Annotated in this window: 17 protein-coding genes; 10 read left to right on the top strand and 7 right to left on the bottom strand. The window is 64.8% G+C overall.

Annotated elements, in window-relative coordinates; genetic code table 11:
• Positions 1-24: 24 nt before the first annotated feature.
• Positions 25-1,491 carry a GGDEF domain-containing protein gene (locus HHL15_RS13340; RefSeq protein ID WP_169146268.1) on the bottom strand — a complete coding sequence of 489 codons (1,467 nt, stop codon included), beginning with the start codon at positions 1,489-1,491 and terminating at the stop codon, positions 25-27.
• A 268-nt stretch (positions 1,492-1,759) separates the two neighbouring features.
• Here HHL15_RS13340 and HHL15_RS13335 point away from each other — a divergent pair, with 268 nt between their 5' ends.
• A complete protein-coding gene (locus HHL15_RS13335) occupies positions 1,760-3,964 on the top strand; it encodes an OsmC domain/YcaO domain-containing protein (protein WP_169146267.1) in 2,205 nt (734 codons plus the stop codon).
• Between the two features lie 88 nt (positions 3,965-4,052).
• Positions 4,053-4,853 carry a Crp/Fnr family transcriptional regulator gene (locus tag HHL15_RS13330; protein ID WP_328825038.1) on the top strand — a complete coding sequence of 267 codons (801 nt, stop codon included), beginning with the start codon at positions 4,053-4,055 and terminating at the stop codon, positions 4,851-4,853.
• A gap of 238 nt (positions 4,854-5,091) precedes the next feature.
• Here the strand turns inward: HHL15_RS13330 and HHL15_RS13325 are convergent, their stop codons facing one another.
• The 3 genes from HHL15_RS13325 to HHL15_RS13315 form a co-directional block, all read right to left on the bottom strand.
• On the bottom strand, positions 5,092-5,544 hold the full coding sequence (locus HHL15_RS13325) for an OsmC family protein (RefSeq protein ID WP_169146266.1): 453 nt from the start codon (positions 5,542-5,544) through the stop codon (positions 5,092-5,094).
• 86 nt (positions 5,545-5,630) lie between these two features.
• A complete protein-coding gene (locus HHL15_RS13320; RefSeq protein WP_206198745.1) occupies positions 5,631-6,512 on the bottom strand; it encodes a YihY/virulence factor BrkB family protein in 882 nt (293 codons plus the stop codon).
• Positions 6,502-7,209, bottom strand: coding sequence for a phage holin family protein (locus tag HHL15_RS13315; protein ID WP_169146264.1), 708 nt, complete (start codon positions 7,207-7,209; stop codon positions 6,502-6,504). The genes HHL15_RS13320 and HHL15_RS13315 overlap by 11 nt, the downstream gene beginning before the upstream one ends.
• A 263-nt stretch (positions 7,210-7,472) precedes the next feature.
• Between HHL15_RS13315 and HHL15_RS13310 the strand changes: the two genes are divergently transcribed.
• The 7 genes from HHL15_RS13310 to HHL15_RS13280 all read left to right on the top strand — a co-directional run bounded on the left by HHL15_RS13310 (position 7,473) and on the right by HHL15_RS13280 (position 13,534).
• Complete coding sequence (locus tag HHL15_RS13310; protein ID WP_169146263.1) at positions 7,473-7,910, top strand: sll1863 family stress response protein; 438 nt, start codon at positions 7,473-7,475, stop codon at positions 7,908-7,910.
• A gap of 98 nt (positions 7,911-8,008) precedes the next feature.
• On the top strand, positions 8,009-8,521 hold the full coding sequence (locus HHL15_RS13305) for a DUF421 domain-containing protein (protein ID WP_169146262.1): 513 nt from the start codon (positions 8,009-8,011) through the stop codon (positions 8,519-8,521).
• 224 nt (positions 8,522-8,745) lie between these two features.
• Positions 8,746-9,582 carry a hypothetical protein gene (locus tag HHL15_RS13300; protein WP_206198744.1) on the top strand — a complete coding sequence of 279 codons (837 nt, stop codon included), beginning with the start codon at positions 8,746-8,748 and terminating at the stop codon, positions 9,580-9,582.
• Positions 9,583-9,693: 111 nt separating this feature from the next.
• Entirely contained in the window at positions 9,694-10,224 is a 531-nt protein-coding gene (locus HHL15_RS13295) for a hemerythrin domain-containing protein (RefSeq protein ID WP_206198743.1), read from the top strand.
• Between the two features lie 12 nt (positions 10,225-10,236).
• On the top strand, positions 10,237-10,449 hold the full coding sequence (locus HHL15_RS13290; protein ID WP_169146261.1) for a hypothetical protein: 213 nt from the start codon (positions 10,237-10,239) through the stop codon (positions 10,447-10,449).
• A gap of 137 nt (positions 10,450-10,586) precedes the next feature.
• Complete coding sequence (locus HHL15_RS13285; protein WP_169146260.1) at positions 10,587-11,327, top strand: alpha/beta fold hydrolase; 741 nt, start codon at positions 10,587-10,589, stop codon at positions 11,325-11,327.
• Positions 11,328-11,413: 86 nt separating this feature from the next.
• Entirely contained in the window at positions 11,414-13,534 is a 2,121-nt protein-coding gene (locus HHL15_RS13280) for a catalase (protein WP_169146259.1), read from the top strand.
• A gap of 70 nt (positions 13,535-13,604) precedes the next feature.
• On the opposite strand, the gene HHL15_RS13275 is transcribed toward HHL15_RS13280, so the two are convergent.
• Positions 13,605-13,973, bottom strand: a complete 369-nt coding sequence (locus HHL15_RS13275; protein ID WP_169146258.1) for a J domain-containing protein — start codon at positions 13,971-13,973, stop codon at positions 13,605-13,607.
• A 361-nt stretch (positions 13,974-14,334) separates the two neighbouring features.
• Between HHL15_RS13275 and HHL15_RS13270 the strand changes: the two genes are divergently transcribed.
• Positions 14,335-18,063, top strand: coding sequence for a response regulator (locus HHL15_RS13270; protein ID WP_169146257.1), 3,729 nt, complete (start codon positions 14,335-14,337; stop codon positions 18,061-18,063).
• A gap of 45 nt (positions 18,064-18,108) precedes the next feature.
• Here HHL15_RS13270 and HHL15_RS13265 read toward each other — a convergent pair whose 3' ends face one another.
• Both HHL15_RS13265 and HHL15_RS13260 read right to left on the bottom strand, forming a co-directional pair.
• Entirely contained in the window at positions 18,109-19,116 is a 1,008-nt protein-coding gene (locus tag HHL15_RS13265) for an LLM class flavin-dependent oxidoreductase (RefSeq protein ID WP_169146256.1), read from the bottom strand.
• 67 nt (positions 19,117-19,183) lie between these two features.
• Positions 19,184-20,071 (bottom strand): LysR substrate-binding domain-containing protein, encoded by an 888-nt coding sequence (locus HHL15_RS13260; RefSeq protein ID WP_169146255.1) that lies wholly within the window; start codon positions 20,069-20,071, stop codon positions 19,184-19,186.
• Positions 20,072-20,147: the final 76 nt, after the last annotated feature.

Below are 20,147 nucleotides of genomic sequence, written 5' to 3'. Positions count from 1 at the left end.
CCCTCTGACCTGCGTGTCACGCCTTCAGCCCTTCGTGACCCGGTTGCGCCCCGACGCTTTGGCCCGATAGAGCGCCAGGTCGGCGCGGCGCAGGAGGGCTTCGAAGGTCGTGTCCCCGGGGGCGAGGGCGGCAACGCCGATGCTGACCGTGTGGCGGATCACCTGGCCGTTGTCGGCCCTGACATGTTCGGAGGCTTCGACCGCCTGGCGCAGGCGTTCCGCCAGGCTGCTTGCGCCTTCCTCGTCCGTCTCGGGGAGGATCGCCAGGAACTCTTCCCCGCCCAGCCGGCCGCAGGCGTCCACGGCGCGCAGGACGCCCGGCATCAGCTCGGCGATGTTGCGGATGACCTGGTCGCCGCTCGGGTGTCCCCAGCGGTCATTGATGGTCTTGAACAGGTCGATGTCGATCATGAGTGCCGACAGGGGCTTGCCGTAGCGCAGGGCGCGGGTGACTTCCTGCTCGCCGCGCTCGAAGAGGTGGCGGCGGTTGGCAATGCCGGTGAGTGCGTCGGTGGTGGCCAGGGTGTGCAGGGCCCGGCTCTGGGCCAGCGTCCGCAGGTGGGCGCGCAGCAAGCCTATGGACAGCAGGGCGAGGGCTGCATAGCCGAGGGCGAACTGCCTGGCACGCTGTTGCCACCCTTCGAGCGAGTGCTGCATGTCGTAGCCGACCAGGGTGATGAAGGGAAAGCGCTCCAGGCGGCTCAGGCCGAATATGCGCTCGCTGTGGTCCAGCGGCGAGTGGGCCGTGAAGGTGGTGGCGGTGCCGATCTGCTCGAAGGGCGGCTGGCCGGGGGGCGCTGCGGTACGCTTGCCCAGCTCGGCCGGCATGGGTGGATTGCGGGCGATGAGGACGCCCTCCGTGTCGACGATGGTCAGCACGTCGGGGGCATCGACCGTGAAGGCTTCGATCCAGCCCTGGGCGAAATCCAGTTCGATCACGGCCATGACGGCGGCCTGCATGTGGCCCTGCGGGGTGGCGATGACCCGCGAGATGAGCACCACCGGCTTGCCGTTGGCCGATGTTTCTGCGGGCATGTACTGGATGTGCAGATTCTGGCCAGGCTGGTGGCTCGCGGCGGAGCAGAAGCGCTGGCGGCTCTGCTTGCCGAGAAAGCTCTTGATGCTGGCCACGGCGACGAACCTGCAGTGCCCGTCGAGCAGCACCAGATCGGTCAGGGCGGGCAGCGAGGCAAGCTTCTTCTCGAGCAGGGGGGTGAGGTCGATCAGGGCGGTTTTTTTCGCCAGGGCGAGTTCGGCGTGGTCGGCCATATCCCGCAGCACATAGTCGGCCGCGATGAAGGTGTCACCAAACAATGCGCTGACAAGCTGGCTCTTGTGCATGGCAAGGCGCGACACCTCCGCGACGGTCCGCTCGCGCTCACGCGAGAAGTCGAGGACCAGCCACCCGCCTGCTGCAAGCAGGAAAAAGATGAGTACGCTGTGGGCGATGAGGGCGTGCGCGACGGGGCCGGTGGAGGAGGGTGACGTCATGGCGATGATTGCTTTTGTTGTGCCGAATTATGACATAGGAAACCCGTGCGGGCTGGAGCGGGCTCGCCGCGTTCTAGCACTGGCAGGGCCTGGCGTGGTGGCGCGCCCGATCTTCGAAGCCATCGCTGCCGCCGCGCATGTTGCGGTGCACGCCGCGGTCGGCACCTGCCCCCGGAGCCTGGCGCGGCCGGAGCGCGCGGTTTTTCCAGCGGGAAAACGGGGATAATGGCGGCCAATTCGCTTCGCGCGCCATTTCAGGAATTCCCCCATGGAAATAAAGGTCAATTTTCTCGACAAGCTTCGTCTGGAAGCCAGGTTCGATGACTTCACGGTGGTGGCCGACCAGCCCATCCGCTATAAGGGCGACGGCTCGGCGCCGGGCCCGTTCGATTACTTCCTGGCGTCTTCGGCTTTGTGTGCGGCTTATTTCGTCAAGCTGTATTGCGAGACCCGCAATATCCCCACCGACAATATCCGCCTGTCGCAGAACAATATTGTTGATCCGGAAAACCGCTACAAGCAGACCCTGAAGATCCAGGTGGAATTGCCGGCGGATATCTCCGCCAAGGACCGGCAGGGGATTCTGCGTTCCATCGAGCGGTGTACGGTGAAAAAGGCCATTCAGACCGGGCCCGATTTCGTGATCGAAGAGGTGGAGAACCTGGATGCGGATGCCCAGGCCCTGCTGACGCTCGATCCGGATTCCACCGCACGCACCTGCATCGTGGGCAAGGATCTGCCGCTGGAGCAGACCATCGCCAATATGTCGGGGGTGCTGGCCGGCCTGGGGATCAAGATCGAGATCGCCTCGTGGCGCAATCTGGTGCCCAATGTGTGGTCGCTGCATATCCGCGATGCGCATTCGCCGATGTGTTTCACCAATGGCAAGGGGGCCAGCAAGGAAAGCGCATTGGCCTCGGCGCTGGGCGAATATATCGAGCGGCTCAATTGCAACCATTTCTACAACGACCAGTTCTGGGGCGAGGATATTGCCGAAGCGGCTTTCGTGCACTACCCGGACGAGCGCTGGTTCAAACCCGGCCGCAAGGATGCGCTGCCGGCCGGGATTCTCGACGCGCATTGCCTGGCGATCTACAACCCCGATGGCGAGCTGCGCGGCTCGCACCTCTATGACACCAACTCGGGCAATGTGCAGCGCGGCATCTGTGCGCTGCCCTATGTGCGCCAGTCGGACGGCGAGGTGGTGTATTTCCCGACCAACCTGATCGACAACCTGTTCCTCAGCAATGGCATGAGCGCCGGCAACACGCTGGTTGAAGCCCAGGTGCAATGCCTGTCGGAGATCTTCGAGCGGGCGGTGAAGCGGGAGATCCTGGAAGGCGAGATCGCGCTGCCCGATGTGCCGCAGGAGGTGTTGGCCAAGTACCCGGGCATCCTGGCCGGCATCGAGGAGCTGGAGAAGCAGGGCTTTCCGGTGCTGGTGAAGGATGCCTCGCTGGGCGGCGAGTTTCCGGTGATGTGCGTGACCCTGATGAACCCGCGCACCGGCGGCGTGTTCGCGTCCTTTGGCGCCCACCCGAGCCTGGAGGTGGCGCTGGAGCGCAGCCTCACCGAGCTGCTGCAGGGGCGCAGCTTTGAAGGCCTCAACGATCTGCCCCGGCCGACCTTCGAGAGCAACGCGGTCACCGAGCCGAACAACTTTGTCGAGCATTTCATCGACTCCAGCGGCGTGGTGTCGTGGCGCTTCTTCAGCGCCAAGGCGGATTACGAATTCGTCGAGTGGGACTTTTCCGGCCACGGTGAAGATTCGAACACCCAGGAAGCCGCCACCCTGTTCGGCATTCTCGAAGGCATGGGCAAAGAGGTGTACATGGCGGTGTACGACCAGCTCGGCGCCACGGCCTGCCGCATCCTGGTGCCGGGCTATTCGGAGGTGTATCCGGTGGAGGACCTGATCTGGGACAACACCAACAAGGCGCTGGCCTTCCGCGCCGACATCCTCAACCTGCATCGCCTCGACGATGCCGCGCTGGAGGCCCTGCTGGAGCGCCTGGAAGACAGTGAGCTGGACGACTACACCGACATCATCACCCTGATCGGCATCGAGTTCGACGAGAACACCGCCTGGGGTCAGCTGACCATCCTGGAGCTGAAGCTGCTGATCAACCTGGCCTTGAAGGAGTTCGAGGCGGCGAAGGAGCAGGTGGAGGCCTTCCTGCAGTACAACGAGAACACCGTCGAGCGCGGCCTGTTCTACCAGGCCGTGAACGTGGTGCTGGAGGTGCTGCTGGACGATGAGCTGGAGCTGGACGATTACGTGGGCAACTTCCGCCGCATGTTCGGCAACCCGCGGATGGACGCGGTGCTGGGGTCGGTGGACGGCAGCGTGCGCTTCTTCGGCCTGACGCCGACGAGCATGAAGCTGGAAGGGCTGGACCGCCACCAGCGCCTGATCGACAGCTACCGGAAGCTGCATGTGGCGCGGGCCAGGGTGGCGGCTGCAGCCGGTTGAGGGGGCACGGGGCCCGGCTGGATCAGGGGGGGCTTATGGGTGCCAGCGCACAGAGCGCACCGGACTTCATTGCTACCCTCCATTCCGCGTGCGTCACCTGCAGGCGCGCGCGCAGCATCTTGTCGTCCTTCTCATCGAACTCCCCTACAAAATCCACATGCCGAAAGATGCCCAAAAAAAGGCCTTGCCACCGGAGCCAAGGCAGAACCGTATCCTCGGGAGCCTTCCTGCGGCCGATTACGCTCGCCTGCTGCCCGATCTCAAATTGGTGGAGATGCCTTTGCGATGGACGGTTTCCGAGTCCGGTGACCATGTCAATTTTCTGCATTTTCCCGTCTCCGGGATTGTCTCGCTGATCTATACCCTGGAGGACGGCTCATCGAGTGAAACGGCACTGGTTGGCAACGAAGGACTGGTCGGCATTTCGATCTTCATGGGCGGGGAGAGCATGCCGGCGAGCACCGAGGTGCAAAGCGCAGGCAAAGCCTATCGACTTGGCCGCAGTGTGATGAAACGGGAATTCTCCTTAGGGGGCCGGTTGCAGCACCTTGCCCTGCTTTTCACCCAGGCGCTGATGTCCCAGACCGCGCAGACGGCCGTATGTAACCAGCACCATTCGCTGGAGCAGAAAGTATGTCGATGGCTGTTGATGAGCATCGACAGATTGGACAGCAACGAAGTGGTGATAACGCAGGAAATGATCGGAAAGCTGCTCGGGGTCCGCCGCGAAAGCGTGACCCAGATTGTCGGCCTGCTGGAGACAAGCGGATCAATTGCACGCAGTCGCGGCCGCATCACCGTGACGGACCGCCCCAAGCTCGAAGAACGGGCGTGTGAATGCTATGCGGTGGTCAAGGCGGAGTACACGCGGCTATTGCCATCCCGTTGAGAGTCGAGTCCCGTGTGGCTTTGCCTGTATAGGAGGCACGGGGCCGGCTGGGAGCGGGCCCCGTGCATTCAGCGTGCAAGGGCCGCTTCAAGCTGCGCCTTGTTCATCGAGGAGCGCCCTTTGATCCCACGCTCACAGGCCTCGTTGCGAAGCTGAAGATAGGTTCGGCCGCCCGGGCCCTTGTGGGAGTTCAAGCCCTTTGATGTTGAGGGTTGGGAGTGAGTCCTGCAGGGGGCGGTCATGCGGTTGCGGCAGCGGGAGCCAGGGTGGCGTGCAGGCTGATCTCGGCAACGCCGGCCAGTGCCCTGGAGAGGGGGCAGTTGCGTTTGGCCGACGCCGCGATCTCCTGGAAGCGGACTTCGTCGATGCCAGGAACGCTGGCCCTCAGGGTGAGGGTGATGCGGTCGATCACAAAGGCTTCACCCTGTTGGACCAGGCGCACGCTGGCTTGCGTGTCGAGGGTGGTGGTCGCGAAGCCTGCCTTTTCGCAGGCAAAGGAGAAGGCCATCGAGAAACAGGCGGCGTGGGCGGCGGCCAGTATCTCTTCGGGGTTCGTCCCCCGGCGGTCGTTCTCGAAACGGCTGGCGAAGCCATACGGATAGTGCTCCAGGGCGCCGGTCTGGGTGCTTATCTGCCCCTGACCGTTCTTGCCTGAGCCTTCCCAATGCACGCTGGCGCTGTTTTCAATCATGGTGAAATCCTTCGGGGGTGGTTTATGGGGCTCGCCCATGATTGCGGCAAGGATCGATCGGGTCTGTTGCCTGGCGCACACAGCATTCAGTGTCCCGGCTTCGACCGCTGACCGGCTTGCTCCGCCCTCGAGCCGCGTTCCTGTGCGTAGGCCCAGGTGAATTCGGCGCCAAGCAGGAAGATCTGCGCGGCGAAATAGACCCACACCAGCAGCACGACCAGCGAGCCGGCAGCGCCGAAACCCGAGGCGACGCTGGTCTTCCCCAGGTACAGGCCGATCAGGAGCTTGCCGATCTCGAACAGGAATGCCGTCACCGTCGCGCCGATCCAGACGTCCTGCCAGGCGATCCTGGCGCGCGGCATGAGCTTGTAGATCATCGCGAAAAGGACGGTCGAGATGGCGAAGGAGATGCAGAAATCAATCGCATGGAGAATGGCTTCCCAGCGGGCAAAGAAGCCGTCCCACCATCTGCCGGCGGCGGCGATCGCCGCACCGATCACCAGCGAGACCAGCAGCAGGAAGCCGAGGCCGAGCACCAGGCCGAAAGAAAGCAGGCGCTTGCGCAGCATGGGGAGGATGCCGATCCTTTCGGCCGGGACGGGGACGCGCCAGATGCGGTCGAGGTCGCTCTGCAATTCGGCGAACACGGTCGTCGCACCTATCATCAGCATGATCGTGCTGATCAGGATGGCAACGATCCCCTGGGCCGGCTCGCTGGTGCTTTTCAGCAACCCCTGCACGGCGATTGCGCCGTCGCGTCCGATCAGGCCTTGTATCTGCGCAACGATCTCGCCGCGGGCGGCATCCTGCCCGAAGACGAGACCGGCCATGGCAATGACGATGATGAGCAGCGGGGCGATCGAGAACAGCGTGTAGTACGCCAGGGCCGCGCCCATGCTCGGCGCGAAATCGTCAAGCCACGCGTTGACCGATCTGTCGATCAGGCCCCTGAGCTGCCTAAGGTCCACGATGCTCTCCCTCCATCGCCTTTGCGCCGCCATCTGCGTGTGGTGCAGAGTCCGGTGCGGCAGACGCTGGGGGTCGGCTTGCGGAATGGAGGGCAATCCACAGCGGCGTGAGCACTTGCAGTGAGCCGAGGACCTGCATCCAGGCGCTCGGGCGTCCGGCGCCAAGGGGGGCCTTGTGCCGGTGCCGGCCACGCACGAGATACCCGGCAGCGATCCCGGCGAGCATGCCGGCGCCGATGATCAAGGGTGAGCCCAGGCGACGCCGCAAGCGCTTGCGCAGCACCTGGTATTCGGCCTGGGCGGCCATCCTGCCTTCCCTGACTTCCTGTTCGTGCGGGGCGAGGGGAGGCCGATCATCATTCACCGCGCTTTCCAGGTCGCGATCGGGCTCAAGCTGACGCTGCGTCGCTGCAAAGAGCGGCCGCGAGCCTTGCCGCATGAGCATCAGCGCAAGTCCGCCGGCGCCGGCGAAACTGAGCAGCGCCGCAATTCCCAGTGCTGAGCCCCAGCTGGCGATGTTGTTCTGGACGAGCGTGACGACGATGCACGCCAGCAGACCGAGCCAGCCGGTGATCGCCAGGCCGGCGGCGAGCAGGGCAAGCCCCAGCATCGACACCAGGCGCAGACTCGCCTGCTTGCCTTCCAGTATCGCCAGAGAGAGCACGCGCCTTGCCGCAAGGTGCAGGGAGGCGAGCAAGGACGAAAGGGATCCCGCGGTGGCTAGGGGAGGCATGGGCAGGCCATTGAATGATGAACTCCATTGCTGACATCGATCAGGCGTCTGGTGTCGACCGCCCATTCCAGATGCTAGAAATGCGGGACTGACACGTCTGTGCGTCGCCGCACATCGCCACGATGTTGCGCCGCCAATGCCCACGGCCGGGCCACTGCGAAACTATGTAAGCCAACGTACAGACCCGCCTTTACCCCCTGACTATTCTCGGTGCACATGAACCAAACATGTACCGGAAGCACTTTGCACATGCCAGCTTTGGCAAAACCCTTTGGCAAAACCATATCCCCCAGCGAGGAATCATTACCATGGCACATAAAGCCGAATACATCACGAAGATGGAAAACCAGCTTGAAAAGCTGAATCTGAAAATGGCTGAATTGGCCGAACAATCACAGGCAGCGAAGGACGATGCGCGTGAGGCTTACAAGGAAAAGGTGACCAAGCTGCGCCAGCAGTCAAAAGTGGCCACCAAGAAACTCGAAGAGTTGAAGGCCGCCGGTGAGGACTCCTGGGAAACAATGGTGACGGACATGGAGAAAATGCATGATTCATTCACCCATTCCTTTTTCTCGCTGTTTCAAATTCCGACCGCAAGCTGGCTGGACGCCGCTGCCGGAAAGAAGCCACAGGCCGCCCATGCAGCGCCTGTAAAGAAGTCCTGAGCATGACCGGCAGTTGAATTGCCTTCCGCCGAACGAGTTGTTGTTGCGTATTTCCTGTCAAGTAATGCCTGGCGCAATGCCCATGGCCGGATTCGACAATGAACTATTTCGACTTCGACTTGAATGGCGTGCTTGCCTTCACCGTCTCCCCGCTGCAATTGATGCTGCGGGGAACGCTGATGTACTGGTTCCTCTTCGTGGTTTTCCGGTTTGTGCTGAGGCGCGACATTGGCGCGCTCGGGGTCAGCGATTTCCTGTTTGTGGTGATCCTCGGTGATGCGGCACAGAACGGGATGATCGGAACTGCCACCTCGACGACAGACGGCATGGTGCTGATTGCGACCCTGGTGTTCTGGAGTTACCTGCTTGATTTCCTGAGTTTCCATGTTCCGGCTGTCCGGCGCTTCACGTCGGCACCGCGGGTATGCCTGGTCCGTGACGGCAGGATGCTTCGGCGGAACATGCGCCGTGAGTTCATCACCGATGAAGAACTGGCCGCGAAGATCCGCCAGGAGGGCGTCGATGACATCGCGCTGGTCAAGCGGATGTACCTCGAGGGCGATGGCGAGATCAGCCTGATCAAGCAGGAGGCGGGCGAGGCGTCCGAGTGACGGCCGCGCTTGTGTGTGTCAACCCACAGACCCGGCTGCGCGGGAGCACTACCGTACAACATCTACCCACCCTAAGGACTGCCATGACGATTGCGACCACTGCACCTCTTGATTCCCTGAAGCGCGGGTACGGCTTGTCTGACGGCCACCCTGACTCCTCACGTCCCGTACCCGGCGCCGTCTCGTGGGGGGCCATTGCGGCCGGAGCTGTCGCGGGTGCGTCCTTGTCCCTGATCCTGCTGATTCTTGGTGTGGGGCTGGGCCTGTCTTCAGTATCGCCCTGGTCCCGCGAAGGCATCAGTGCAACGGGCTTTGGCGTATCCACCATCGTGTGGCTGACGCTCACGCAGTTGCTTTCGTCCGGGATGGGCGGCTACTTGGCCGGGCGGCTGCGGACAAGATGGGTGGATACGCACACGGACGAGGTTTACTTCCGCGATACCGCTCATGGCTTTCTGGCTTGGGCGGTGGCCTCACTGGCCACCGCGGCGCTGCTGACTTCGGCCATCGGGTCCATCCTGAGCGGTGGTATCCAGGCCGGGGCTTCGGTGGTCGGTGGTGTAGCCAGCACGGCCACCCTGGCGGCGGGGGGCGTTGCGGCCTCGGGGAGGACGACTCCTGGGGGGAATGGGCCCATGGCTTACTTCATCGACGCCTTGTTTCGCCGGGATGGGCGTGCTGCGGCCGCCCGTTCCAACGGGGGGGCGATGCCCCCCGCAGTCTCCGAGCAGGCCGTGGCCAATGAGACTGCCCAGGTGGCGCGCATTTTCATGAATGTCAGCCCTTCCGAACCCCTGCCGCAAGAGGACATCCGCTACGTCGGTCAGCTCGTTGCCCAGCGTACCGGCATGTCCCAGCAGGACGCTGAAAAGCGTGTGACCGACATCTACACGCGCGCTCAGGCCAGGCTGCACGATGCCGAGCTTGCCGCGAAAGACGCCGCCGACAAGGCGCGCAAGGCATCGGCCTATGCCGCCTTGTGGGTTTTTGTGTCGTTGTTGAGCGGGGCCTTTGTCGCCAGCCTGGCCGCGACTTACGGCGGCCGGCAACGTGACGCCTGATTCTCCATTTCAGACATCCCATTTCAGGAGGCCACCATGCGTTCGCTCATGCTGCTGTTTCTGGGCATCCCCATCCCGATCATCATCCTCATTGCGTTGTTCGTGCATTGATTGCACTCCACCCACAACCCGCCCAATAACCAAGGAACTGCCATGACAACCCATACCAAGAACACCGCCACATCCAAGACCCCGGCTGCCGCAAAGGACGCAATCGCCTTGCTCAAGGCAGACCATGAAACGGTCAGCGGCTTGTTTGCCGATTATGAAAAATCGGATTCCAGCAAGAAAAGGAAGGCCCTTGTCGCGGAAATCTGCTCCGAGCTGAGCGTCCATGCACAGATCGAGGAAGAGATCTTCTATCCGGCGGTCAAGAAGGCACTCAAGGACAAGCTTCTGGTCCCGGAGGCCACCGTCGAGCATGCCGGTGTCAAGGGGCTGATCGCGCAGATCGAAGGGGTCGAGCCTGACGGTGAGGTTTTCGATGCCAAGGTCAAGGTACTGTCCGAATACGTCAAACACCACGTCAAGGAAGAGCAGACCGAGATGTTCCCGAAGGCCAAGGCCACCTCGCTGGACCTGCTCGAACTTGGTGTGCAGATGGCCGCACGCAAGGCCGAACTTCTCGCTGCCCGCAGCTGAGGGATGCCCGACATGTCAAATCCCTGGTTGAAGAAGAACCCCTTCCTGAGCATCTGGCTGAGCGAGGCAAACCGGATCGCCGGCATGGTGCGCGGCCAGGCGGCCGCCCAGGCCAAGCGCCAGGTCAATGCGGCGGTGACCAAGGCCGCCAGCGACAATCTGAAGACCCTGATCGGCGCAACGACGCCGGCATCGCCCAAGGCCAAGCCCAAACGGCGTCGTTGATCGTTCCGGCGCCTTGACGGGCTGCAGGGTTGCAACCGGGGGCGTCACCCGTTTCCGGATGTCGCACCGCGTAATGTCCGCTCTGATCCGGGGGCGGCGTGCGGCGGTATCTCCGTCGCATCCTCCACAGGAACATCATGAAAAAAAATAGCGCAATCACCGTCCTGAACCCCTCGCTGACCCTGCTGGAACCATTTCGCGCGGCCATGGAGTTTGCCGTGCAACAGTTTTCGATGCCATCCGGGGCGGCGCCCGGTGATGGGCATCCAGTGGTGATCTTCCCCGGCCTCGGTGCCGATGGCACGTCGGTGTCCATCCTGCGAGCCCGTTGCCAGGAGCTTGGCTATGAGGCCTTCGACTGGGGGCAGGGGTTCAACACCGGGCCTCGGGGCGAACTCGAGGCCTGGCTCGAAGGCCTTGCGGATCAGATCTCCGATCAGCTCGCAAAACACTCTAAGCCGGCGACGCTCATCGGCTGGAGCCTGGGCGGCCTGTATGCGCGCGAGCTTGGCAAGTTGCTTGCCCCCCGGGTGCGTCAGGTGATCACGATCGCCACGCCGTTCAATGGCAGCGCTGGCGACATCGGCGCGGGCTGGTTGTCCGGCGTCCTCGGCGGTGGCGTGGCCAGCGTCGATCCGGGCTGGATAGAGCGCCTTCGCATACCCCCTCCCGTCCGCACGACCTCCATCTACAGCCGCACCGATGGTGTGGTCGCCTGGGAAACCTGCCGTCACGACAAGCGCTCCAGCCTCGTCCATGACATCGAGGTGGAGGGCAGCCACATGGGCATGGGCTGGAACCAGGAAGTGCTGAACATCGTTGCCGATCGACTGGGCCAGGATGCGGGCCCCTGGCGGCCCTACGTCGCCACGACCTGAGCCAGACCGGCATGCCGTGATTTCCATCCCCACCGGCAGCGGGCTTCATCTGCTTGCTGCGACGAACAATCACCCAGGAGGCCCCCATGAAAGAGACTGCCCCCAATCCGATGGCCGACACCACGCAGCCTGACCCGTCAACTGACTTCGGTTCCGATGCGGCCGGCCAGGTGCTGACGACCAATCAGGGCGTTGCCATCGGCGACAACCAGAATTCGCTGAAGGCCGGCCTGCGCGGACCGACCCTGATTGAAGATTTCATCCTGCGCGAGAAGATCACCCACTTCGACCACGAGCGCATTCCGGAACGGATCGTTCATGCGCGCGGATCGGCTGCCCACGGCTACTTCGAGGCCTACCAGCCGCTGACCGACCTCACCCGCGCGGCACCCTTCCAGGAGGCGGGCAAGGTTACTCCGGTCTTCGTCCGCTTCTCCACCGTCGCCGGCGAACGCGGTTCGGTGGATACGGCGCGTGACGTGCGCGGTTTTGCCGTCAAGTTCTACACCGACGAGGGCAACTGGGACCTGGTGGGCAACAACATCCCGGTGTTCTTCATCCAGGACGCGATGAAGTTTCCCGACCTGATCCACGCCGTGAAGCCGGAACCGCATAACGGCATGCCGCAAGCCGCCTCCGCCCACGACACCTTCTGGGACTTTGCGTCGTTGATGCCGGAGACCACCCACACGCTGATGTGGGTGATGTCCGACCGCGGGATTCCGCGCAGCCTGCGGATGATGCAGGGCTTCGGTGTGCACACCTTCCGGCTGGTCAATGCGGCGGGCGAGTCGCACTTCGTGAAGTTCCACTGGAAGCCCAAACTCGGTACTCATTCGCTGGTCTGGGATGAGGCGGTCAAGATCGCCGGCGCCGATTCCGACTTTCATCGCCGCGACCTGTGGGAGGCCATCGAAGCCGGCGACTATCCGGAATGGGAGCTTGGCCTGCAGGTCTTCACCGAGGCTCAGGCCGAAGGCTTCAGCTTCGATGTGCTCGACGCCACCAAGCTGATCCCCGAGGAGCTGGTGCCGGTGACGCCGGTCGGGCGCATGGTGCTCAACCGCAACCCCGACAACTTCTTTGCCGAAACCGAGCAGGTTGCCTTCTGCACCGCGCATGTGGTACCGGGCATCGACTTCAGCAACGATCCGCTATTGGCGGGCCGCATCCACTCCTACGTCGACACCCAGATCACCCGGCTGGGTGGGGCAAACTTCCACGAGCTGCCGATCAACGCACCGCTGGCGCCGGTCCACAACAACCAGCGCGACGGCGTGCACCGCCAGGCTGTCCCCCGCGGCAGGGTGGCTTACGAGCCGAACTCGCTCGGCGGCGGCTGCCCGTTCGAGGCCGGTGCGGCGGGTTTCACGTCTTTTCCGCAAGCGCTCGAAGGCGACAAGCTGCGCGGCAAGCCGGAGAAGTTTGCCGACCACTACACCCAGGCCACCCTGTTCTACGAGAGTCAGAGTGAGGTCGAAAAGGCGCACATCATCGGCGCCTTCCGCTTCGAGCTGAGCAAGCTCACCGTGCCGGCCATCCGCGAACGCATGCTGGCCTCGCTGGTGAACGTGTCCGCCGACATGGCTGCGCAGATTGCCGCCGGGCTGGGCATGGAGGTGCCCGAGGCCATGCCGAAGGCCCTCGCGACATCGGTATCTCCCGAGGTGACCCGGTCGCCGGCCCTGTCGCTGTCGGCGCTGCCCGGAGACGGGGGCATCCTCAGCCGCAAGGTGGCGATCCTGGTCGCCGACGGGGTGCACGGCGCTTCCATCGTGGCGCTTCAGGCGGCGTTGACCTCTGCCGGTGCGAGCGCGTGCATCGTTGCGCCCCGCCTCGGTACGGTCAGCACAGCCGATGGTGAGTCGCTGGAGGCGAGCGCCACGCTGGAGAACTCGCCGTCGGTACTGTTCGACGCGCTCATCCTGCCCGACGGGGGCGACGGTGTGGCGCTGCTGGCTGGATACGGGCAGACGCTGGAGTTCGTGACCAACCAGTACCGCCACGGCAAGACCATCCTGGCCGTCGGTGCCTCAAGCATCTTGCTCGACAAGGCCGGCATTGCAAACACGCTGGCGTCGGGCAGGCCCGATCCGGGCGTCGTGCTGGCCAGCCTTGATACGCTTGATGATGGAGCCGCAGCCTTCATCGCGGCAGCAGGCCGGCATCGTCATCCGGAACGAGAGACCGATCCACCGCAGATCTGAACCGAAGCGGCCGGTGGCTGCAGCCATGAATTGCGCTTTTCGACATGTCTGCAGCCACGGCCTGGTTCCATTATTTGTTCACCTGAGCTTCCGATTCGGTATTGGTCGTGTCATTTGCCATGCGGCCCTGATTCAGCCAGAACCATGAAAAATACTGGAATACGGCCAATCCCCAATTCAAGTCGCTGATGGCGGGATGGCTGAAGGTGGCCTTGTTCACGCAGCTGTTATTGATGTGATGGTCGTAGGCGATCTTTGAATCGGGGCGTCTGAGTGTGCGATAGGCTTCGGCGACGTCCTTGAATTTCCGTTCTCCGTCCTCGTCCTTGGTCACATCGGGATGATAGCGCTGGGCCAGGATGCGGAAAGCCGACTTGATTTCAGCAGATGAGGCGCAACGATCAACGTGCAAGGTTGCATAGTGATTCTGGCGGTACATTGAACTCTCCTTGCGGTGGCGGCCTGCTTTGCTGAATGTCGCCTGTCGTGGATAGGTGCAGCTAATGCCTCAAACCTACTCGGTTCTGAATATCCGTCTGTTCGATACCGCTCCCTGGGCTTGAGTTCGAGCCAGCAGGGCCAACCACATTCGGCATGGCGTATTGCGGGGGGCGCTCGGGATCAGCCCTTCAGACCTCGTTTCTTCAAAGACAGGTGAGCCGACGCCCTTGAGGCGCTTTGTGGTGGAACGTTGATGCAGGGGCCGGCCAGGCCCCCCTCGCATGCCGCTATGTAAATCACGCTTGCCGCTGAGGTTTATAACGTGATTTAGTGTGTCATCTGCAGATAAGAGAGATCCGATGACCCGGCCCGGCGAACATTGCTGTCGTGCTGTCCAGCTAGTATTTCTCCTCGTGCTGGGGCTGTTGTTCAGTCAGGCGCGGGCTGCCGATGTGCCGGACAGGAAGTGGTTGCTGGTGTTGCACGCCGACCAGGTCGGCTACCCCGTGGTGGATGGGACCAGCAAGGGGGTGTTGACGGCGGTCCGGGAGGCAGGTCTGAGTGTGGCCGACATCAATGTCGAGTACCTGGACTTCAACCGCAACCCGGGGGCCGAGCATCGGGAGGCGTTCACCCGTCTGCTGCAGTTGCGCATCGCCGGCAAGAAGATCGCGATCGTCTTTGCCCAAGGGCCGCTGGCGCTTGAGTACGCGCAGCGGGAGGGGCGGAAGCTCTTTCCGGACGCGGCGATCATCACCAATGTGCCGATGCTGGATGCCGGGAACCTGGCGGGCACGGCGCCCCTGATCCATGTGCCGTGGCGGCCGCAGAACATTCCCAACGCGAAGTACGCGCTGTCGCTGTTTCCCGATACGCGCACCTTCCTGGTGGTGGTGGGGGGTGGGCGCACCGATGCACCCTATGCCTCTCTGGCCCGTGCCGAGCTGGCGCAGTTTGCCGACCGGGTGCAGATCGAATACACCGATACGCTCACCTACGACCAGATGCTGGCGCGGGTGGCGCGGGCCGATGAGCACACCGTGGTGCTGTTGACGCCGTATTTCGGTGATGTGGAGGGCCGGACTTTTGTGCCTGTGGAGGTGGCGAAGACCCTGGCGGGGGCGACGTCGGCCCCCCTCTTCGTCACGTCGGAGCCCTTCCTGCGCTTTGGCGTGATCGGCGGTGCGGTGATCAAGACCGACGAGTTCGGACGCTACCTGGGGAGCATCGCGGTCCGCTACCTGAAGGGCGAGCTGGTGCTGAAGGAGCCGCTGCTGGTCTTCGATCCGCCCTTTGTGCCCGTCTTCAACTGGCCGCAGCTGGTGAAGTGGGAGGTTGATTCGACACGATTGCCGGAAGATGCGGTGCTGCTCGACCGGCCACCCTCGCTCTGGCTGGAGTATCGCCCGCAGGTCATTGTGGCGCTGGTGGCTTTCGGGCTGATGGGCGTGCTGATCGTGGCCCTGCTGCTGCAGGGGCGTCGCCGCCGCCTTGCGGAGCAGGCCGCCAGCGCGAGCGAGGCCCGCTCGCGGGTGATGATCGAGGCGGCGCCCGAGGCGATCCTCACCTATGACCTGGATACCAAGCGGATCATCGACGCCAATGCCAACGCCCTCAGGCTCTTCGGATGCAGCCGCGAGGTCCTGCTGGGCAACGCCCTGCGGGATTTCTATCGGAAGCCGCCGGCCGGCGACACCTCGCTGGACGAGTCCATGGCGGACGTCGAGCGGCGTGCCCTGGCCGGTGAGGTGGTGGCGGTGGAGCGGGGCGTACTGCGGCAGAGCGATGGCGAGGAGATCGACTGCGAGCTGCGCGTGGTCAAGCTGCCCAATGCCGGGCAGCGCATCCTGCGCTTGACCTTCACCGACGTGAGTGCCCGCAAGGCCATCGAATCGGCCCTGTACTTCGTGGCGCAGCGGGCCACGGTAGGGCAGCTGGCCCACCGCGCCTTCGCGTCGGACCTCAGCGCCTTCCTGTGCCGCGTGCTCAAGCTCGACCACGCGGTGCTGCTGCGCCGGGTGCAGGGGCAGACCTTCGAGGTGATGGGGGCCATGGGCTGGGGCGCGGCATTGCAGCTCGATCCGGACGAGGTCGCAGGCCTGGCCGGCGAGGCCCTGGCGGAGCATCCGGATATCCGCATCGTGCCGGCGGATGCGCGCCGGCAATTGTCGCCATCCCGGCTGCTGGACGAATGGCAGGTGGAGAGCTACGTGGCGGCGGCCCTGTGGGATGCGGCGGGGGAGTCCATCGGCTTCATCGTGGCCACCGGGCAGAGCCTGCTGCACCACCCCGAGCGGGCCCGCTCGGTGCTGCAGATCGTAGCCTCACGGGCGGCCCAGGAGCTCGAGGGGGTGCGCACCGAGGCGGCCATGCAGCGCTACCAGGACAGCCTCGAGAACGAAGTGAAGCAGCGCACCGGGGAGCTGGCCCAGGCCAACCAGGCCCTGGCCCGGAGCAACGAGGCCTTGTCTGGTGCGCGGGACGCGGCCGAGGCGGCGACGCGGGCCAAGAGCGAGTTCCTGGCCAACATGAGCCACGAGATCCGCACTCCCATGAACGCCATCATCGGCATGACCCAGCTGGCGCTGCGCGGGCCGCTGGAGAGGAAGGAGCGAAACTACCTCCGGAAGGTTGCCACGGCGGCGGAGTCGCTGCTGAGCCTGATCAACGACATCCTGGACTTTTCGAAGATCGAAGCCGGCAAGCTCGATCTCGAGCAGCGGGTCTTCAACCCCGTGGAGGTGGTCTACAACGTGGCCACGATGCTTGGCGCGCGGGCCGCCGAGAAGGGACTGGAACTGCTCGTTCGCCTGGCGCCGGATGTGCCGCTGGCGCTGTCGGGCGATGCCCTGCGGCTGGGCCAGGTGCTGATGAACCTGTGCGGCAATGCCATCAAGTTCTCGGAGCGGGGGGAGATCGTGGTGGATGTGCAGCAGGTGTCGCGGGAGGGCCGGCAGGTGATGCTGGCCTTTTCGGTGGTGGACCCGGGCATCGGCATGAACCGGGAGCAGATCGCCTCCCTGTTCAAGGCCTTCAGCCAGGCGGACGCCTCCCATGCGCGGCGCTTCGGCGGCACCGGCCTGGGCTTGGCGATCAGCAAGCAGCTGGTGAGCATGATGGGCGGCGAAATCAGCGCGCTGAGCGCGCCGGGTCTGGGCAGCGAGTTCCGTTTCACGGCGCTGTTCGAGTTGGCGGACGCGTCGGCCGATGCGCCGGGGCGGACGCAGCCGGACATCCGCGGCTTGCGGGTGCTGGTGGTGGACGACAGCGCGCGGGCCCGGGAGATTGCCCTGCATGTGCTGGCGGGCCTGGGGGTGAAGGGCGATGCGCTGGCCTCGGGGGCCGAGGCGCTGAGCTGCCTGGACCGGGCGGCGCGCGGCGAGCAACCCTACGACGCGGTCCTGATGGACTGGCGGATGCCGGAGATGGATGGCCTGGAGACGGCCCTGCGGATCCGCCAGACCCTGGCGCCCCGGGTCCAGCCGCGCATCGTGCTGGTGACGGCCTATGGCATCGATGCGGCCAGTGACCAGGAGCACGTGGACCAGGTGGATGCTCTCCTGGCCAAGCCTTTGAACGGCCCGGAGCTGGCCAGTGTGTTGGCCGGCCTGCAGCCGGGGGGCGAGCGGCCCGCGGCTGGCGCCCCGGAGCCCGAGCCGGGCAGCGTGGCGATGGAGCGCATCAAGGGGATGCGGGTGCTTCTGGTGGAGGACAATGCCTTCAACCAGCTGGTGGCTTCCGACATGCTGAACCAGGTGGCTGGTGTGGAGGTGATCATCGCCGGCAGTGGCGAGGAGGCGCTCAAGACCCTGGACCGGGAGTGGGCGAAAGGCGTGGAGGCCGTGTTGATGGATATCCAGATGCCCGGCATGGATGGCTACGAGGCTACCGGGCAGATCCGCCGCGACCCGCGCTGGAGCGGGCTCCCCATCATCGCCATGACGGCCCACGCGATGCCCAGGGACAGGGACAAATGCCTGGCTGCCGGCATGGACGGCTTCATCTCCAAGCCCTTCAACTTCGTCGAGCTGTGCGAGACCCTGGCGCGCTGCCGGGCGGCGGGTGGGGAGCGGCCCCCGCCGGGCTGAGCGCCGGCCCGGGGCCGGGGAGCAGGGCTCAGGAGCGCAGGGGGTTTAGGGCCGTACCGCGGCGGCGATGTCCAGGCAGCGCAGGCGCAGGTCGGCGTCGAAGACGTCGCTGACCAGCATCACCTCGTCGGCGCCGGTGGCGGCCACCAGGCGGGCCAGGCCATCGCGCACGGTGTCCGGGCCGCCGATCACCGCGGCGCCCAAAAATTCGGCAATGCCCGCGCGTTCTTCTGCCGACAGCCCGGCCATGAAGTTCTCCTTGGGCGGCTGCAGGCGGCGGCGGTCGCCGCGCAGGATGCCGAGCACGCGCTGGAAGGTGCTGCTGGCCAGGTATTCGGCTTCTTCGTCGGTGGGCGCGGCGATCAGCGGCACACCAATGATCACATAGGGTTCGGCCAGCTGCTCCGACGGGCGGAAGTGGGTCCGGTACAGGTCCACCGCCTGCAGCAGCAGGCGCGGCGCAAAGTGCGAGGCGAAGGCATAGGGCAGGCCCCGCTCGGCGGCCAGGCGGGCCGAGAACAGGCTGGAGCCGAGCAGCCAGATCGGCACCCGGGTGCCGGCGCCGGGCATGGCGATCAGGCGCTGGCCGGGTTCGGCCGGGGCGAGCAGCTGTTGCAGCTCGGCCACGTCGCGGGGGAAGTCTTCTTCCCGCTCTACACGGTCGCGGCGCAGGGCCCGCATGGTCAGCCCGTCGGTGCCGGGGGCGCGGCCCAGGCCCAGGTCGATGCGGCCGGGAAAGAGCTCGGCCAGGGTGCCGAAGGCTTCGGCCACCACCAGGGGGGCATGGTTGGGCAGCATCACGCCGCCGGAGCCGACCCGGATGGTGGAGGTGCCGCCGGCGATGTGACCCACCAGCACGGCGGTGGCCGAGCTGGCGATGCCGGCCATGTTGTGGTGTTCGGCCAGCCAGTAGCGGCTGAAGCCCAGGGCCTCGGCGTGGCGGGCGGTGCGCAGGGAGATGGCCAGGGCGTCGGCCACCGTGCCGCCCTCGCGGACGGCGACCAGGTCAAGGAAGGAAAGCGGGAGGGAAGGCTCGGGGAGGGAGGTGGTCATGGCTCGGGTTTTTTCGTTGTAGTGCCTGCATGGTGCCAGAGAGGTGCCGGGCTGGCATCCTGCCTTGTCAGTGTTTCGAGCCCGCCAATAGTTCCCGGATGATGTCCTGCATGGCCGCCTGGGTGGCAGTGGCCGGACGCTGGGCGCTGACGGCGATGGACAGGCGGCTCATCAGCGGGGGGGTGATGGGGTGGGCGACGAGCTGGGCGCCCTTGTCCGAGGTGGAGATGGCATTGCGCGACAGCACTGCGCAGCCGGCGCCGTCGGCCACCAGGTCGAGGATGGCGGTGACGCCGTCGATCTCCAGGACGATGCGCGGGCGCAGCCCGGCGTTGGCGAGGGTGCTCTCCACCAGCATGCGGATGGCGTTGGGTCGGCTGGGGGCGATCAGCGGGCTGGCGGCCACCTCGTCGAGGGGGACCGGTCGGGGCAGTTGGCCCTCGGCCCGGCGGATCAGGAAGAGTTCTTCGTCGAGCAGGGGCTGGATGTCGATTTCCGGCGTCGGGGTGGCGTTGTAGACCAGGGCGATGTCGAGCCGGCCGGAGACGATGGATTCCTGCATGGTCATCGACAGGCCCTCGCGGATGCACAGGGATGCGTCCGGCAAGCGCTCCCGGAAGGCCCGCGTGAGGGGCACGGTGATGCGCTTGGCGAGGCTGGGCGGCAGACCGACGGCGACCCGGCCGGTGAGGGCGCCGCGCACCCGGCCGACTTCCTCGCGGGCCCGCTCCACCTGGTGCAGGATGCCGCGGCTGTGCTCGAGCAGCACCTTGCCGGCTTCGGTCAGGGTGACCCCCCGGCCGTTGCGCAGCAGGATGTTCTGATGCAGCTCGACCTCCAGCAGGCGGATCTGCCGGCTCAGGGCGGGCTGGGCGATGTCGAGCACGATGGAGGCGCGGGTGAAGCTGCCCAGTTCGGCCACGCGCACAAAATACTCCAGCTGTTTCAGGTCCATGGTGGCCAGATGCGTTCGGGATGGATTGGGTTAAGGTATCACAAACTGATATAGCTGTTAGTGGCCCGGGCTTCTA

It is taken from the genome of Zoogloea dura, from assembly GCF_012927165.1.
GTDB classification, from domain to species: Bacteria; Pseudomonadota; Gammaproteobacteria; order Burkholderiales; family Rhodocyclaceae; genus Zoogloea; species Zoogloea dura.
This window is presented reverse-complemented; position numbering and strand designations above follow the sequence as displayed.

Bases quoted from the DNA above. Each gene is read 5' to 3' on its own strand.
- HHL15_RS13340 (WP_169146268.1), bottom strand. From the start codon at position 1,491: ATGACGTCACCCTCCTCCACCGGCCCCGTCGCGCACGCCCTCATCGCC.
- HHL15_RS13335 (WP_169146267.1), top strand. From the start codon at position 1,760: ATGGAAATAAAGGTCAATTTTCTCGACAAGCTTCGTCTGGAAGCCAGG.
- HHL15_RS13325 (WP_169146266.1), bottom strand. From the start codon at position 5,544: ATGATTGAAAACAGCGCCAGCGTGCATTGGGAAGGCTCAGGCAAGAAC.
- HHL15_RS13310 (WP_169146263.1), top strand. From the start codon at position 7,473: ATGTACCGGAAGCACTTTGCACATGCCAGCTTTGGCAAAACCCTTTGG.
- HHL15_RS13305 (WP_169146262.1), top strand. From the start codon at position 8,009: ATGAACTATTTCGACTTCGACTTGAATGGCGTGCTTGCCTTCACCGTC.
- HHL15_RS13290 (WP_169146261.1), top strand. From the start codon at position 10,237: ATGTCAAATCCCTGGTTGAAGAAGAACCCCTTCCTGAGCATCTGGCTG.
- HHL15_RS13285 (WP_169146260.1), top strand. From the start codon at position 10,587: ATGAAAAAAAATAGCGCAATCACCGTCCTGAACCCCTCGCTGACCCTG.
- HHL15_RS13280 (WP_169146259.1), top strand. From the start codon at position 11,414: ATGAAAGAGACTGCCCCCAATCCGATGGCCGACACCACGCAGCCTGAC.
- HHL15_RS13275 (WP_169146258.1), bottom strand. From the start codon at position 13,973: ATGTACCGCCAGAATCACTATGCAACCTTGCACGTTGATCGTTGCGCC.
- HHL15_RS13270 (WP_169146257.1), top strand. From the start codon at position 14,335: ATGACCCGGCCCGGCGAACATTGCTGTCGTGCTGTCCAGCTAGTATTT.
- HHL15_RS13265 (WP_169146256.1), bottom strand. From the start codon at position 19,116: ATGACCACCTCCCTCCCCGAGCCTTCCCTCCCGCTTTCCTTCCTTGAC.
- HHL15_RS13260 (WP_169146255.1), bottom strand. From the start codon at position 20,071: ATGGACCTGAAACAGCTGGAGTATTTTGTGCGCGTGGCCGAACTGGGC.